The organism is Streptococcus equinus ATCC 9812, from assembly GCF_000187265.1.
GTDB lineage: Bacteria > Bacillota > Bacilli > Lactobacillales > Streptococcaceae > Streptococcus > Streptococcus equinus.
Map to the genome: position 1 here is coordinate 954,689 of NZ_GL698429.1, position 15,510 is coordinate 970,198.

At 38.3% G+C, this 15,510-nt stretch carries 16 protein-coding genes; 3 read left to right on the forward strand and 13 right to left on the reverse strand.

Annotated features, from left to right (window positions below; translation table 11 throughout):
• Window positions 1-102: 102 nt before the first annotated feature.
• Together rplA and rplK are read right to left on the reverse strand one after the other, a co-directional pair.
• Window positions 103-792 (reverse strand): 50S ribosomal protein L1, encoded by a 690-nt coding sequence (gene rplA / locus HMPREF0819_RS04545; RefSeq protein WP_004232886.1) that lies wholly within the window; start codon window positions 790-792, stop codon window positions 103-105.
• 155 nt (window positions 793-947) lie between these two features.
• Window positions 948-1,373: a 50S ribosomal protein L11 gene (gene rplK, locus HMPREF0819_RS04550; RefSeq protein WP_004232887.1), complete on the reverse strand. Its 426-nt coding sequence runs from the start codon at window positions 1,371-1,373 to the stop codon at window positions 948-950.
• A gap of 278 nt (window positions 1,374-1,651) precedes the next feature.
• Here rplK and HMPREF0819_RS04555 point away from each other — a divergent pair, with 278 nt between their 5' ends.
• Entirely contained in the window at window positions 1,652-2,005 is a 354-nt protein-coding gene (locus HMPREF0819_RS04555; protein WP_044023335.1) for a DUF3397 domain-containing protein, read from the forward strand.
• A gap of 33 nt (window positions 2,006-2,038) precedes the next feature.
• On the opposite strand, the gene HMPREF0819_RS04560 is transcribed toward HMPREF0819_RS04555, so the two are convergent.
• A complete protein-coding gene (locus tag HMPREF0819_RS04560; protein ID WP_004232891.1) occupies window positions 2,039-4,441 on the reverse strand; it encodes a DNA translocase FtsK in 2,403 nt (800 codons plus the stop codon).
• A gap of 102 nt (window positions 4,442-4,543) precedes the next feature.
• Here HMPREF0819_RS04560 and HMPREF0819_RS04565 point away from each other — a divergent pair, with 102 nt between their 5' ends.
• Together HMPREF0819_RS04565 and HMPREF0819_RS04570 are read left to right on the forward strand one after the other, a co-directional pair.
• On the forward strand, window positions 4,544-5,347 hold the full coding sequence (locus HMPREF0819_RS04565) for a peptidylprolyl isomerase (protein WP_004232892.1): 804 nt from the start codon (window positions 4,544-4,546) through the stop codon (window positions 5,345-5,347).
• Between the two features lie 126 nt (window positions 5,348-5,473).
• Window positions 5,474-6,127 carry a metal-dependent transcriptional regulator gene (locus HMPREF0819_RS04570; RefSeq protein ID WP_004232893.1) on the forward strand — a complete coding sequence of 218 codons (654 nt, stop codon included), beginning with the start codon at window positions 5,474-5,476 and terminating at the stop codon, window positions 6,125-6,127.
• A 37-nt stretch (window positions 6,128-6,164) separates the two neighbouring features.
• On the opposite strand, the gene HMPREF0819_RS04575 is transcribed toward HMPREF0819_RS04570, so the two are convergent.
• The 10 genes from HMPREF0819_RS04575 to metG all read right to left on the reverse strand — a co-directional run bounded on the left by HMPREF0819_RS04575 (window position 6,165) and on the right by metG (window position 15,480).
• Entirely contained in the window at window positions 6,165-6,857 is a 693-nt protein-coding gene (locus HMPREF0819_RS04575; protein WP_004232895.1) for a 5'-methylthioadenosine/adenosylhomocysteine nucleosidase, read from the reverse strand.
• Window positions 6,858-6,920: 63 nt separating this feature from the next.
• Window positions 6,921-7,247, reverse strand: coding sequence for a cell wall synthase accessory phosphoprotein MacP (gene macP, locus HMPREF0819_RS04580; protein ID WP_044023336.1), 327 nt, complete (start codon window positions 7,245-7,247; stop codon window positions 6,921-6,923).
• Window position 7,248: 1 nt separating this feature from the next.
• Entirely contained in the window at window positions 7,249-7,797 is a 549-nt protein-coding gene (locus HMPREF0819_RS04585; RefSeq protein ID WP_004232899.1) for an NUDIX domain-containing protein, read from the reverse strand.
• Between the two features lie 150 nt (window positions 7,798-7,947).
• Window positions 7,948-9,333, reverse strand: a complete 1,386-nt coding sequence (gene glmU / locus HMPREF0819_RS04590; protein ID WP_004232900.1) for a bifunctional UDP-N-acetylglucosamine diphosphorylase/glucosamine-1-phosphate N-acetyltransferase GlmU — start codon at window positions 9,331-9,333, stop codon at window positions 7,948-7,950.
• A gap of 129 nt (window positions 9,334-9,462) precedes the next feature.
• Window positions 9,463-10,425, reverse strand: a complete 963-nt coding sequence (locus tag HMPREF0819_RS04595) for a Gfo/Idh/MocA family protein (RefSeq protein WP_004232901.1) — start codon at window positions 10,423-10,425, stop codon at window positions 9,463-9,465.
• Between the two features lie 82 nt (window positions 10,426-10,507).
• Window positions 10,508-10,951 carry an ASCH domain-containing protein gene (locus HMPREF0819_RS04600; RefSeq protein ID WP_004232902.1) on the reverse strand — a complete coding sequence of 148 codons (444 nt, stop codon included), beginning with the start codon at window positions 10,949-10,951 and terminating at the stop codon, window positions 10,508-10,510.
• A 100-nt stretch (window positions 10,952-11,051) separates the two neighbouring features.
• The gene (locus HMPREF0819_RS04605; RefSeq protein ID WP_004232905.1) at window positions 11,052-11,750 is read right to left on the reverse strand and encodes a 3-oxoacyl-ACP reductase; all 699 of its coding nucleotides are present in this window, start codon (window positions 11,748-11,750) and stop codon (window positions 11,052-11,054) included.
• Complete coding sequence (locus HMPREF0819_RS04610) at window positions 11,743-11,979, reverse strand: DUF2829 domain-containing protein (protein WP_004232906.1); 237 nt, start codon at window positions 11,977-11,979, stop codon at window positions 11,743-11,745. Before HMPREF0819_RS04610 ends, HMPREF0819_RS04605 begins: the two co-directional genes overlap by 8 nt.
• Window positions 11,980-12,044: 65 nt before the next feature.
• Window positions 12,045-13,277: an aminoacyltransferase gene (locus HMPREF0819_RS04615; protein WP_004232908.1), complete on the reverse strand. Its 1,233-nt coding sequence runs from the start codon at window positions 13,275-13,277 to the stop codon at window positions 12,045-12,047.
• Between the two features lie 202 nt (window positions 13,278-13,479).
• A complete protein-coding gene (gene metG, locus HMPREF0819_RS04620) occupies window positions 13,480-15,480 on the reverse strand; it encodes a methionine--tRNA ligase (RefSeq protein WP_004232912.1) in 2,001 nt (666 codons plus the stop codon).
• Window positions 15,481-15,510: the final 30 nt, after the last annotated feature.

Genomic DNA, 15,510 nt, shown 5'->3' on the forward strand with positions numbered 1-15,510 from the left:
GACTTTAAAACTGATAAATAATTTCCCTTTTTTTCCTATAATATTAATCACACAGCCCACAAAAAAATCCGCTTCAAAGAAACGGATTCTTTAATGTATCAATTAGAATGAGCTTGGATCTACTTTGATACCTACACCTTGTGTAGTAGTGATTGACAAGTTAGTCATGTAAGTACCTTTAGCAGTAGCTGGTTTAGATTTAACCATAACTTCGTGGATAGCTTTGAAGTTTTCAACCAATTTGTCTGCGTCGAATGATACTTTACCGATGATAGCTTGTACGTTACCTGCTTTATCAGCACGGTAAGTAATTTTACCACCTTTAGATTCTTCAACTGCTTTAGCAACGTCCATAGTTACTGTACCAGTTTTAGGGTTTGGCATAAGGTTACGAGGTCCAAGGACACGTCCAAGACGTCCAACGATAGCCATCATGTCCGGTGTAGCGATAACTACGTCAAAGTCAAGCCAACCGTCATTGATTTTAGCAACAAGATCGTCTTCACCAACGAAGTCTGCACCAGCAGCTTTAGCTTCTTCAGCTTTAGCACCACGTGCGAATACAAGAACACGTTGTGTTTTACCAGTACCGTTTGGCAATACCATTGCACCACGGATTTGTTGGTCTGCTTTACGAACGTCAATGTTAAGTTTGTATGCAACTTCTACAGATGCATCAAATTTTGCGAAGTTTGTTTCTTTTGCAAGAGCTACAGCTTCTTCTACGCTGTAAGCTTTAGTGCTGTCGATTTTTTCAAGTGCAGCACGCATTTGTTTGCTTTTTTTAGCCATTTAAAATTCTCCTTGTAATGTGGTCATATCGATTTGATTTAAAATCTCCCACGTCACTCATCAAATTACGATGAAGTCTTGCGGGTCTAGCGTGAATTAATCTCAATGGTACAGTGTGTTTACCTCAATTAATCCACTAATTGGGTTGCTATTGATTAGTCAACAACAGTGAATCCCATAGAACGAGCAGTACCTTCAATCATACGCATTGCAGATTCAACATTTGCAGCGTTTAAGTCTGGCATTTTAGTTTCAGCAATTTCTTGTACTTGTGCACGAGTAACTGTTGCAACTTTAGTTGTGTTAGGTGTACCTGAACCTTTTTCAACACCTGCAGCTTTTTTCAAAAGAATTGAAGCTGGTGGAGTTTTAGTTACAAAATCAAATGATTTATCTTCGTATACTGAGATAACAACTGGGATGATCATACCAGCTTGATCAGCTGTACGAGCGTTGAATTCTTTAGTGAATCCCATGATGTTGATACCTGCTTGACCAAGAGCTGGTCCAACTGGTGGAGCTGGTGTAGCTTTACCAGCAGGAATTTGAAGTTTAACAACTTTTTCGACTTTTTTAGCCATTTATAAAATCCTCCTGTTGTGGTTTTGGCGGTAATTAAGATTTTTACCTCCCACAGATATGCTCAATAGCATACCCACTCATTATACATTAATTCTAGGAAAAAGCAAGGAATTTGCATCAAATATTTCCTAAAAAATGCTTTATTTTCAAGTTTTATTTCACTTTTTAAAAGCAAGCACTTTCAACATTTTTGATTTCATAATTTTTAAAAAGTATTTTATTAAGAATAAGCTTCTAATTATTTACTTCTTCAAACTTTCAGTATAAAATATAAGACATGATGATGTACAAATTATTTTCCTTTTCTTTTATTTTTTTGACACCGATTTTTGCGTATATTCTAGTTAATTTTTTCAATTTAAAACGCTTTGGTATTCTCTTTACCGACCTTTCTTTTCCACTTTTTGCGCTTGAGATTGCTTTGGTCGTTAATAAATTTTTAGATAGCAGTGTCTTTTTTTACTACTTAATCTGTCTATCTCTTTTGGCACTTAGTTTAACCGCATTTTTCTTAAAGAAAAACCACTCATTTTCTTACCGACGCTTTGGTAAATTTTTCTGGCGTTCTGGTTTTATCGTTACATTTATTTTTTATATTGTTGTAGTCATATTGATTTTTACGATGGCATAGAAAAAACGTTAGTCTTCTGACTAACGTTTTTTATTATGCTTCTGGATTTGGATTGGTCATTAGGACTTTACGTGGTTTTGTTCCTTCGGCTGGTCCGATAACTCCTGCTGCTTCTAGTTCATCCATCAAGCGGGTTGCGCGATTAAAGCCGACTGACAAACGACGTTGGAGCATTGAGGCACTTGCCTTTTGAGTTTCAAGAACCAAAGCTTTAGCATCTTCAAAGAGCGGGTCACCTTCTTGCGAAGCACCGCCTCCACCTGATTTCAAATCAGATTCAGAAACTTCACCTGGATCAAAACTATCATCGTAATCTGCGTCAGCTTGATTTTTGATAAAGCCAACAATACGTTCAACATCATCATCTGATATAAATGAACCTTGCAAACGAACAGGGTGATTTTCATCAATTGGTTTAAAGAGCATATCACCACGTCCAAGAAGTTTTTCAGCACCATTTTCATCTAAAATCGTACGACTATCAGTTCCTGATGATACGGCAAAGGCTACACGTGATGGCACGTTTGCCTTAATCAAACCGCTGATGACATCTACAGATGGACGTTGTGTCGCAAGAATCATGTGAATACCTGCTGCACGCGCTTTTTGTCCCAAACGAATAATCGCATCTTCCACTTCTTTGCTGGCAACCATCATCAAGTCAGCAAGTTCATCGACGATAACCACAATCAGTGGCAACGGGATTTGTTTTTGCTCTGACTGTGCATTAAATTCTTCAACCTTGGCATTATATCCTGCGATATTTCGCACACCAAAATGACTGAAGAGTTCGTAACGATTTTCCATTTCATCAACCACTTTTTGAAGAGCACGCGCTGCTTTTCGTGGATTTGTCACTACTGGAATCAAAAGATGTGGAATGTCGTTATAAACTGACAACTCAACCATCTTAGGGTCAATCATCATGAATTTGACTTGGTCTGGACGAGCTTTCATCAAAATACTTGCGATAATTCCGTTAACAGCAACGGATTTACCTGAACCAGTTGAACCTGCTACAAGCAAGTGAGGCATGCGAGCTAGGTCAAAGGTACGGGCAGTTCCGTTAACAGCCTTACCAAGCGGAACTTCAAGAAGTTTATTTGGGTCAGTATCTGCTTGTTCCCAAAGTTCACGGAAAGTGACTGTGGCAATCTCTGAGTTAGGTACCTCGATACCTACCAAAGATTTACCTGGAATCGGTGCTTCAATACGGACATCTTTTGCAGCAAGCGCAAGAGCTAAATCGTCTGCCAAGTTTGAAATACGGTTAACACGCACACCAACTGCGGGTTTAACTTCATATTTTGTGACTGATGGACCAATTTCAGCACGTTCAACTTTAACATCAATACCAAAACTGTTGAAAGTATCTTCTAAAACCTTGATATTCTTACGAACCAGATTTTTTTCTTTTGATTGATTTTTAGGTTTATCTGGTGCAAAAAGGTCGATTGTCGGCAACTTGTAAAGAAGATTTGCTTTGGCTGAGAAATCAACATCTAACAGCTCATTGTCATCTTCTTCATCAAGCATTGCTTGCTCAGCTGGCGTAATCTCAGATTTTTCATCATCAAGTGCTGGTACATTAAGGTCATCAAGTGACTGATTATAAGCAAGAATCTCAGGTTCACTTGCTTCTGGTTCTGCTGGAAGATTTTCAAATAATGAAGCTTCGTTGTCGTCAGGCCCATCAAGAATTTCACCAGTTTCCTCATCAACTGTCAATTGAGCCAAACGCTCTTCTTCCTCTTTTTGAGCTTGTTCTTGACGTTTTTGTTCAGCAAGCGCACGTTTTTCCTCACGTTTGACAAAGCGTTTTTGCTTTCTAATTTCATTTTTCGCAGCCCATTCTTGAGATTTTTCTTTAAAGAAATCAACCAAGTCATAGACTTCCCACGGACTCATCAAAAATAATCCTAAAACAATGAACAATCCACCAATCAAAAATGTCCCAATATTTGAGAAAAGAAAGGCTACCGGTTTATAAAGAAGAGCTCCAAGCATCCCTCCGCCAGCAAATGTTGCCACTTTAAACCTGATTAAGTCATTGTAAATCAAGCCAGCTGTGGTCGAGAAAATCTCCTTATCACGGAATTTTGCCAGTGAGAAAAGATAGGCATGCCATTCAAGCAAAAGCCCAATCATCGTCACAACAAAACCACCGATAAGTCCAGTTTGCTTGTGAAGCCACTTGAATCCGATAGAATATATAAGAACCGCAAACATCAACACGTAAGCCAAACTACCCACTACAAATCGGACAATATTATAGACAGTTATCCCAAAAATTCCCAATCGAGCAATTGCAAAGAAAAAAATAACTGCAGTAATAATCGCCATGATGAAGCGTTCCATTGCTTTTTGTCTTTTTATTTCTGCTTTTGTCGGGCGTCTCGTACGACGTCCTTTTTTTCTACTTTTTGTTTTTGCCATACGAACATTATACCATTTTTTAGACTTTTAAGTCATCAGCTTCGATTTGTGATAAAATGTAGTCATTAACAGTTTTTAAACGTTTTTTTTATAGGAGGAATCATGAAAAAAATTTGGAAATTTGCTCTAGCAGCAGTATGTCTAGCAAGTTTATCAGGATGCGAAAGCATGACACGCGCTATTCGAGGAAACGAGTATGTGGATGCCAAAATTCAACAACGTGCAAGTGAATCTTCTTCAAAACAATACGCTAAAGATCTCCAAAAAGCACTAAAATCCGATAGCTCTGCCTTTCCTCAATTATCATCAGAAATAGCTAAAGATGAAGCTGAAGTGATTATGCACACTTCTAAAGGCGACATCACACTCAAGCTTTTTCCAAAATACGCTCCACTAGCAGTGGAAAATTTCTTAACTCATGCTAAAAAAGGGTATTATGACAATCTTCTTTTCCACCGTGCTATCTCAGATTTCATGATTCAATCAGGTGACCCTAATGGAGACGGTACTGGGGGTGAATCCATCTGGAATGGTAAAAATGCAAAAATCGATTCTGGTAATGGCTTTGCAAACGAAATCTCACCATATCTTTATAACATCCGCGGAGCACTCTCTATGGCAAATGCTGGCGCTGATACCAACGGTAGTCAATTTTTCATTAATCAAAACACTACTGACCAGTCTTCAAAACTCTTAAACGATAGCTATCCAAAAGCTATTATTGATGCTTATGCCAAAGGTGGAAATCCAAGTTTAGATGGCAATTATACTGTATTTGGTCAAGTTATTAATGGCATGGATGCCGTTGATAACATTGCTAGCGTTGAAACTGACAACAACGACAAACCATCTACTGATATTACTATCACAAGTATTGAAATCGTTAAAGATTTTCAATTCAAATAAATTCTGTAAAGCAAGTTAGAGGTTCCTGACTTGCTTTTTTTTTCAAAAAATCCCTATCTAGCAAGCAATTGGCACCATATTCAAATGATTTTTTTGCTATAATAGAAAGACAGAAAGTGAGAGACTATGACACCTAATAAAGAAGATTATCTAAAATGTATTCACGAACTTGGAGAAACTAGAACCAAAATCACCAATAAGCGAATTGCTGCCTCAATGGTGGTTTCAGCACCAGCCGTTACTGAAATGGTTAAAAAAATGATTGCTGAAGAGCTCATCATCAAAGATAAAGAAGTAGGCTACTACCTCACTCGCAAAGGGTTATCACTCGTCTCAAAGCTCTACCGTAAACACCGCCTTATCGAGGTCTTCTTGGACAGCTATCTCAACTACAGCCCAGATGAAATTCACCAAGAAGCTGAGGTCCTTGAACATACCGTTTCAACAACCTTCATCGACCGTCTAGAAGAAAAATTAGGTTTTCCTGAATTTTGTCCGCACGGTGGTACCATTCCTAAAAAAGGTGAACTCTTAATCGAGGTCCATAATGAAACCCTTAGCCAAATCCAAGAATTGGGAAGTTATCACATCATTCGTACCCATGACGAAGCACGTCTACTTAATTACTTGGCAGAACACGGGCTAAAAATCAATGACATCGTTGAACTTGTTAAAGTTGACGATTTTGCTAAAACGCATACTCTCGCGTATGGTACGAATCAACTTGTCATCCCTGAAAGAATCGCTGAGCAGATTTACGTTCAAAAAATCAATAACTAATAAAAAAAGCCAAAGGTAGTTAACCTTTGGTTATTTTTTATGCTAATTTTTCAAGGAAAGCCATCAAGATTTTAGCTGATTTTTTACCAGCTTCGATGATGAATTCATCAAATGTAATATTGGCATCATGAGCTGCTGTGTCAGACATGGCACGAACAACGATAAATGGTTTGTGCAAATTATGAGCTGCTTGCGCGATAGCTGCACCTTCCATCTCAACTGCTTGAACAGCTGGGAAAGCTGACTTAATAGCATCAATCTTATCTTGACCAGCAATAAATGAATCACCCGTAGCAATCAAACCGATTTTACTTGTCATATTTGCTTCGCTCAATACTTGTTCAAAAGTCTTAACAAAAGTATCGTCTGATTCAAAGTAAAGTGGTTGTCCAGCCATTTGACCGTATTCATAGCCAAATGCTGTGACGTCAACATCGTGGTAAACCAATTTGTCAGCAACAACGACATCACCAACGCTCAAGCCTTCTGCCACAGCACCTGCTGAACCTGTGTTGATAAGGGCATCAACACCAAAATGGTCAGAAAGAATAGCTACAGACATAGCTGACATAACTTTTCCAATTCCTGATTGAACAAGGACAACTTGGTGTTTTCCTAGCTGACCTTCATAGTATATATTTCCCAAAACATCATGTTCAACTTTGTTTTCCAAGTGGCTAACAAGAAGTTCTAATTCTTGCTCCATTGCTGCGATAATTCCAATTTTCATAATAACAACCACAGGAAACTAATACAAAAAAAGTATCAGTAAACCTGTTTCTCCTTCTAATTTTTATAGGTTAAAGACTGCGAAAAATAGAGCCATCAACAATAAAATCACAATAAACATTATTAGATTTAGTTTTCGTTGAAATTTGCTACGTTTCGCATTCTCAATTCGACGACTTTTATAAACGTGCTGGTTATCGTTTTTACGTTCTTTCAACTTATCTAAGGAACCCCTTGATTCTTCTTTCTCATAAGGCACATAAGTATCTAGTGTATCAAAGCGATCTGTAGAGATAATTTTCGTCTCTTCATTATCCTCGTAATCATCGTAAAAAATTTCACCACGATTAGCACGCTCAATGATTTCGTCTGTTAAAAGTGGTTTTCCCATTTTATCCTCCAAAATGCAGAGCATAATACTGAAGAGCTATGATTGTTTTAGCGTCTTCGATTGCTCCAGATTTGACCAAATCCATACATTCTTGGTAGGTTAATTCAAGAATTTCTAAAACTTCATCATCATCTTGTGGACGTGGATTTGGTACTTTTTGCAATTGAGTTGCTTGATAAAGCTTAATCTTCTCATTACAAAAACCAATGGCTGTATAAAACTCATGAATTTGTTTTAAATCGCCAGAATATCCTGTTTCCTCTTCTAATTCACGTGCAGCGGCTTCTTGTTCAGAACCGTTTTCACCGATTTCAAGTTTACCAGCAGGAATTTCATAAGAAACTTTTTCGATTGCTTTGCGGTATTGTTTGACCAAAACGATTTTATCGTCATCTGTTACAGCCAAGACAGCAACAGCTCCTCGGTGAAGAACCAATTCACGCTTAGCTTGTCCAAGATTATTTGGCAATTCAATATCATCAACAACAACTTTAAAAACATGCCCATCAAAAATCTCAGTTCGTTTGAGCGTTTTTTCTTCAAAATCCATACTCAGTAATCTCCCTAAAAATTGTTCACTATAGATTTTACTACAAAATAATGAGAAATGCCATTCCAATGAGATTAAGCCTTTGAAATAGCCTTGAAACACACTAAATTTTTCTAAAAAATCTGGAACTTTCGTCCCAGACTTTCTTGATTATTTTTTCTTGTTGTTTGGATGGTGTGGTTTGTTTAAAGCATAGCCAGCTTTATTAACTTGACGTCCACGTCCAATAGCAAGCGCATCTTTTTCAACATCTTGATAAATTGTTGAACCAGCTGCTGTGAGGGCATTATCACCCAATGTCACTGGAGAAATAATTGTTGAGTTACTTCCAACAAAGACATTGTTTCCGATAGTTGTGTTAAATTTATGTTGGCCATCGTAGTTAGCAATGATTGTACCAGCTCCGAAGTTAACATCATGTCCAGTTGTTGTGTTTCCAATGTAAGTCAAGTGACCTGCTTTTGTACCTTTACCAACAGTTGATGATTTCACTTCAACGAAGTTACCAACGTGAACCATTTCTTCAAGTGTTGAATCAGGACGTACGTGAGCAAATGGACCGATGGTAACTCCATCTTTAACCACTGATTTTTCAATCATAGAGTTTGTGATAGCCACATTTTCACCGATTGTTGAATCAACAAGGTATGTTCCATTTGTCAAAACAGAACCTGCGCCAACTTTTGTATTTCCTTTAAGGGTAACGTTGGCTTCAATCATAACGTCAGGTGCGATTTCAACATCAACATCGATGTAAGTTGCTGCTGGATTTTGGAAAGTAACACCATTAACCATATGTTTTTTGTTGATACGACGACGCATAATGTCCTCTGCTGTCGCAAGAGCTACACGGTCATTAACCCCAAGACTTTCATCAAAATCATGAAGAACATATGCTCCAACTTTTTCGCCACTATTACGGAAAATTGAAATCACATCAGTCAAGTAGTACTCACCTTGAGCATTATTTGTGTTGATGTTTTTAAGAGCTTCAAACAAGCGTTTGTTATCAAAAACGTATGTTCCTGTATTGATTTCTTTGACTTGACGTTCATATTCAGAAGCATCTTTTTGTTCAACAATCTTAAGTACTTCACCATTTTCATTACGGATGATACGTCCATAACCGAATGGATTTTCAGCAGTCGCTGTTAAAATAGTTGCAACATTTTTGTGGCTAACGTGAAATTCAATCAATTCTTTCAAGCTTTCGCCAGTGATAAGTGGTGTATCACCTGCGATAACAAGTGTTTGACCATCAAGACCAGCCAATTCGTCTTCTGCCATCATGACAGCGTGACCAGTACCAAGTTGTTCTGTTTGCATGACAAATTCTGATTTGCCAGCTAAAACTTCACGAACCATTTCTGCTTTATGTCCAATAACAGTAACGTTTTTTTCTGGATTCAAAGCTGATACCGCACGGAAAACATGTTCCAACATTGTAATTCCTGAAACTTTATGAAGAACCTTAGGAAGATCAGATTTCATACGAGTTCCCTTACCAGCTGCTAAAATAATTGCATAATTTGACATGATTTCATTCCTTAAAAAAATAGAGTAGATTTGTAAGTTAACTAAAAATTTTCAATCAACTTACACAAGCTACTCCATTATATCACATTTACCGCCTCAAGGCTTAATTTTATAGCATCTGTACCTTAACTACATGCTCTTAACAGCTTCGTCCAAAACTTCCATGACTAGACGGCTGTGGTCAAGTGCTAATTTTGTTGCTGCCATATCTTTGTGTTCGATAATGGCTTGAAAGGCTACAAACTCATCATGCATACGATGATTTAGGGAATTTTCGTTAATCATTGTCATACTTTGACCGTTTAGGGCTAGAGACAATTCTGGCATACTATTAGTTGGTCCAAGTACAGCAATAGAGCCTTTATTTCCTTGGATAGTAGACTTGATGTCAGCACTACAATCTTTAGCACCAATACAAGCAGCCTTGAAATGTCCATAATCCATAATCAAAATTCCTGAAGTGTCCACATCGCGTTCAACATTTGCCAAGTACTGAACTTTTTCAGGTTTACCAAACAAACCAACCACCAAGTGAATGTTATAAATATTGAGGTCACGTAGTGCTCCGCCTCCTTTTGCTGGGTCAAATGCTGGCGCAATTTCACCACGTTTAAAGGCATCGTAACGAGATGAATATTGTGAGTAATTGCACTCGACAATCTTGATTTCACCAAGTTTTGAAAGATTAGCTTTGATAGAAGCAAAATTGCCAAGGTATTGGTTGGTAATGGCTTCAAGTAAAATTCGATTTTCTTGCTCAGCTATTTTAGCCAAATCTTCGAATTCAGCCAAAGTAAGTGTAAATGGCTTTTCACAAATGACGTGTTTGCCAGCTAGCAAAGCTTTTTTAGCGTAATCATAATGCAAGTGATTTGGAAGGGCAACATAAACCGTATCCACATCTGGATTTGCCAAAATGCTATCGTAGTCGCTGCTAGCTTGACTAATCGCATAAAGCTCAGCTAGCTTTTCAGCCTTTTCAATGCTGCGCGGTGTTGATAAAATCGCTGATAATTCGATTCCATTAATTTCTTTTAAAACTGGTAAAACCTCTTCAACGATTTTTCCTGTTCCTAAAATAGCTAATTTCATGGATTTCCTCCTAATTAATGTCTAAGCACAGTTTAGCACATGTTCGTTTTTTAAACTGATACTATAACAAGTAATTGTCATACTAAAGTGTGGGATAGACCACTTCAAATTCTTCAAGAACAATTTGACTATCACCGTTAAATGTCAGACCGTATTCATTGTAATAAGGTTTGAAAAAGTTCTCGTGGACATCACGCCAATAAGCTAATGTCTTATCACCTTCGCCTTCTTTGAAAGCGTGCTCTGCTGACACCTGATTAAATGGCACAACAGAAACTTTCTTGATTTGAATGATACAAACTGCTTGGTCTTGACTGTCGAGAACCACATCATAAGACCCGACCTCAGGTAGCGGGTCATTATCAACAGCGTATAAATCATAAGCCGACGCTGTCGCTGTTTTTGTTCCTTCAAGGACTAGCTGTGCCAACAAATCAGCTTCTACTCCAAATTGCCAAGCATCAATATCATCTCCGATTGAAGGATTTATTTTTTTGTATTTATTCCAAAGTTCTTGTGCGTTCATAATAATCTCCTGTTCTTTTCTGTCTTACTTCAATTACGAGTTCGACAGAGAGTAGCCTATGGTTTTCTCCTCTTCATTTCAGAAGTCTCCTTATCTCTATTTATTTCAAACTCCAGCCGCCGTCGATTTTGATGATTTCGCCTTGCATGGAGCTTGCTTTGCCTGATGCTAAAAATTCTGTCAAGTCAGCAATTTCTTCAGGCTTGCTCCAACGTCCAATTGGTGTTTCTTGGGCTACCCAGTCAGCTAATCCTCCAGGTTCAAAATCACTAGCGGTCATGGCTGTCTTAACCGCACCTGGTGCGATACCAAAAATTTGAATCTTGTCTTTAGCATAGTCAAGTGCCAGCTGGCGTGTGAAGCCTGCAAGAGCGTGTTTACTAGCGGTGTAAGCTGCTCCGCCCCCACCTGCAATAAATGAAGCAATCGAGCACATGTTAATGATAATACCTGATTGCCTTTCAACCATTTTAGCTAAATAATAGCGGGTGATTTTGACTGTCGCAAAAAAATTGGTCTGAAACACGCGCTCGAGTTCATCATCCGACACCTCAAGCAATGGCTTATAGGCGTCGATAATTCCAGCGGTGTTACACAAGATGTCCACGTCCTGAACAAAGTCGTAGAGCGCAGCTAAATCCGTCGTCAAATCTAACTGTAGGAAATGAAAGTTTTCATTTTGAATCTCAGGCGCTTGTGATTTATCAACGCCGTATACCGCACAGCCATTTTCTAAAAAAAGTCGTGCTTGCGCAAGTCCGATACCTGAACTCACACCTGTGATAAGTACTTTAGTCATGAACTTCAACCCAGTCAGTAGCTAGGACGTCACACGGAGTTGGTGACCACATTGAAAAACCTTCGCCCTCACCTGATACATTGATGAGGAAGTATGGTGTCACTGGAAGTGCCACACCATTTTGCTCGATGCTGTCAAAAAGCTGAACATAATTTTCTGCTCCGCCCCAGCCAGTACGCACATATTTTTTCTTAGCCTTCAAACCAGGCAAAATTTCTTCAAAAGTCATTTTTTCTCTCCTTGATAATTAATACCACTAGTATACCAAAAAACGAGTCCTAAGGCTCGTTTGAGTTATCGTCTTAAGATTTTCTTAGCGATTGCAATGATTTTATGCAGCATTGGTCGTGGATAGTAGCGGAAAGTTCCCATTTTGCGGACAATGTAACCATTGAAGTTTTGTTTGAAACGAAGAACACCATCGCTGCCATCGAAAATTCCTTGAATACCAAGGAAAGTATAGAAAGTAATGCCACGTTTCAGTGCTTCCGTCATCACATGTTCTTGAAGGGCGACAGGCGCATAAAATTTATTAAATTCGGTGTATGAACCACTGAAAAGATAAACAGCTTCTTGTGGTGTATAAACGAAAAGACTTCCTGCCAAAACCACATCCTCTGAACCATGTTTTTGAATCAAGTCTTTAGCTTCCTTAAGGCGAACATCAAAAGTTGCAATTTGCTTATCAAACTGTGCTTTTTGTTTATTAACCTTGGCTGAGTTGACCCCTTCAGCAATCTTTTGATTCAAAACTGCCAAGTCAGCTGCAATTTTATCATGACCAGCCTGCACATTTTTGAGATAATCTTGAAAATTAATTGTCGCAATCATGAACTCACACTTATCACCAAAACTATCATAAAAAGCTTCATAATAATCTAACGGTTTATCTGTGTATTCACGGCGTTCAGATGTTGATGCTGTGATTTCTTTAAAGATATGAAGTTCATCACGGGTTAATTTGCGCACTTTAATTCCAAATGAATTTGTCTTGTTAACAAGTGGGCGACCTTTTTTACTAAATGATTTACGAAGTGTTTCAGGTGTTAATCCTGACAAATCCTTCACGTAATGCCAGTCAGGCTCACCGCCTGGATAGCCTGTCTGAAGACCGTCATAACTGTATCCCAAATCAGTCAAACAGCTAATCAATTCAGGTTTTTCATCATCGTTTGGATTACCATGACTGTCAAAACTTTGGTAGGTGTCATATGGCTTAACTATCAGTTCAAAGGCACCATTTTCCTTAGCATAAGTTTTTAATTCCTTATAAAATTCAGAAAGGTAAGCTGTACTTGTCGAAGCTGGTCCAGAATTGATTTCCATGTGAAGTCCACCAGTCATCGGCATACTATAAAGCACGCCAGCCACCTGAATAGCTCCATCTGCTTCCAATCCTAAAAATGTAATGTCAAAGCCACGTTTTTCGAGTAAATCTGCCATTTCAACAGTTTGCATAAAAGAACGTTCTTTAAATGTCGTATTTAATGTTTCATAATCTTCTCTTGATAAGATTTTCAATGTCATTTTACACGTTTCTCGATTCTAACAAATTCTGTTTCTTGCGCTATTAAAAATATCAAATGAATCTTAGTTGAAAATTAATAAATCATTTTCAGAATTTCCACTATCTTTTCAATTTTCTTTACATTTGAGAGCAATATAAATACCCAGCTTTTGCGCTAAAAATGCACTAAAGCTGAGTATTCTGTTTATTAATTTTTGATGATTAACCGATTTGGCTACCGTTTGGTACACTTGGGTCAACTGTAAGAACAGTCAAGTTACCATCATGTTCAGCTGATAAAATCATACCTTGGCTAAGAAGTCCCATCATTTTACGTGGTTTCAAGTTAGCTACGATTTGTAATTTTTTACCAACAAGTTCTTGTTCGTTTGGATAGAATTTCGCAATCCCTGAAAGGATTTGACGGTCTTCACCATCACCAGCATCAAGACGGAATTTAAGAAGTTTTTCTGAACCTTCAACTTTAGAAACTTCTTTAACTTCAGCGACACGGATTTCTACTTTGTCAAAGTCGTCAAATTTAATAGCTTTCTTTTCGTTTTTAAGTTCAACTTCTGCTGGATTCCATTCTTTTTCTTCAGCAACTACTGCACCTGCACCCATGTTCGCTTTGATGTAGTCAATTTCAGCTTCCATATCAAGACGTGGGAAGATTGGTGTTCCTTTAGCAACAACTTTCACACCTTCTGGGAATCCTGACAAAGCAAGATTTTCAAGGTCAAAGTTAGCTCCAAGACCAAGTTGTTCCATGATAGCATTTGATGTTGTCATCATGAATGGTTGGATAAGGTGAGCAACCACACGAAGACTAGCTGCCAAGTGAGCCATTACTGCTGCTAATTCATCACGTTTAGCTTCATCTTTAGCAAGTACCCAAGGAGCTGTTTCATCAATGTATTTGTTTGTACGTGAGATGATACTCCATACAGCATCAAGTGCGCGTGGATAATCAACTGCATTCATTTGTTTGTGATATTCAGTGATTTTTTCAGCGACAAGTGCTGCCAAGTCAGCATCAAATTCAGTCACGTTTTCAACATAAGCTGGCACTTCGCCACCGAAGTATTTGTTAATCATGGCAACAGTACGGTTAAGAAGGTTACCAAGGTCATTTGCTAATTCATAGTTAATACGTCCAACGTAATCTTCTGGTGTAAATGTTCCGTCTGAACCTACTGGAAGTGAACGCATGAGGTAGTAACGAAGTGGGTCAAGACCGAAACGTTCGACAAGCATTTCTGGATAAACCACATTACCTTTAGATTTAGACATTTTACCGTCTTTCATGACAAACCAACCGTGGGCAATCAAGCGTTCAGGCAATTTCATGTCAAGCATCATAAGCATAATTGGCCAGTAAATTGAGTGGAAACGAAGGATATCTTTACCAACCATGTGGAAGACAGTTCCGTTCCAGAATTTATCAAAGTTTGCGTGGTCTTCTTGACCATATCCAAGTGCAGTTGCATAGTTAAGAAGGGCATCAATCCATACGTAAACAACGTGTTTGGGATTTGAAGGGACTTTAACACCCCATGTAAATGATGTACGGCTGACAGCCAAATCTTCAAGACCTGGTTCGATGAAGTTTTTAATGATTTCGTTCATACGACCATCAGGTTGGATGAAGTCTGGGTGTGCATGGAAGAATTCAACCAAGCGGTCAGCGTATTTTCCAAGGCGTAGGAAGTAAGATTCTTCAGAAACCCATTCAACTTCGTGTCCAGAAGGAGCGATACCACCGATGACTTTTCCGTTTTCATCACGGAAGACTTCTTCTAATTGGCTTTCTGTAAAGAATTCTTCATCTGAGACTGAGTACCAACCAGAATATTCACCCAGATAGATATCATCTTGTGCCAACAATTTTTCAAAAACTTCAGCAACAACTTTTTCATGATAATCATCAGTTGTACGGATAAATTTATCATATGAGATGTCAAGCATTTTCCAAAGTTTTTTAACATCAGCAGCCATGCCGTCAACGTATGCTTGTGGTGTGATGCCAGCTTCTTCAGCTTTTTGTTGAATTTTTTGACCGTGTTCATCAAGACCAGTCAAATAAAAAACATCATAGTTCATCATACGTTTGTAACGTGCTAAAACGTCACAAGCAATTGTTGTGTAAGCAGAACCGATGTGAAGCTTACCAGATGGGTAGTAAATCGGTGTTGTAATATAAAATGGTTGTTTACTAGTCATTTTCTTTCCTTTCAAATAGGAGCAAATGAA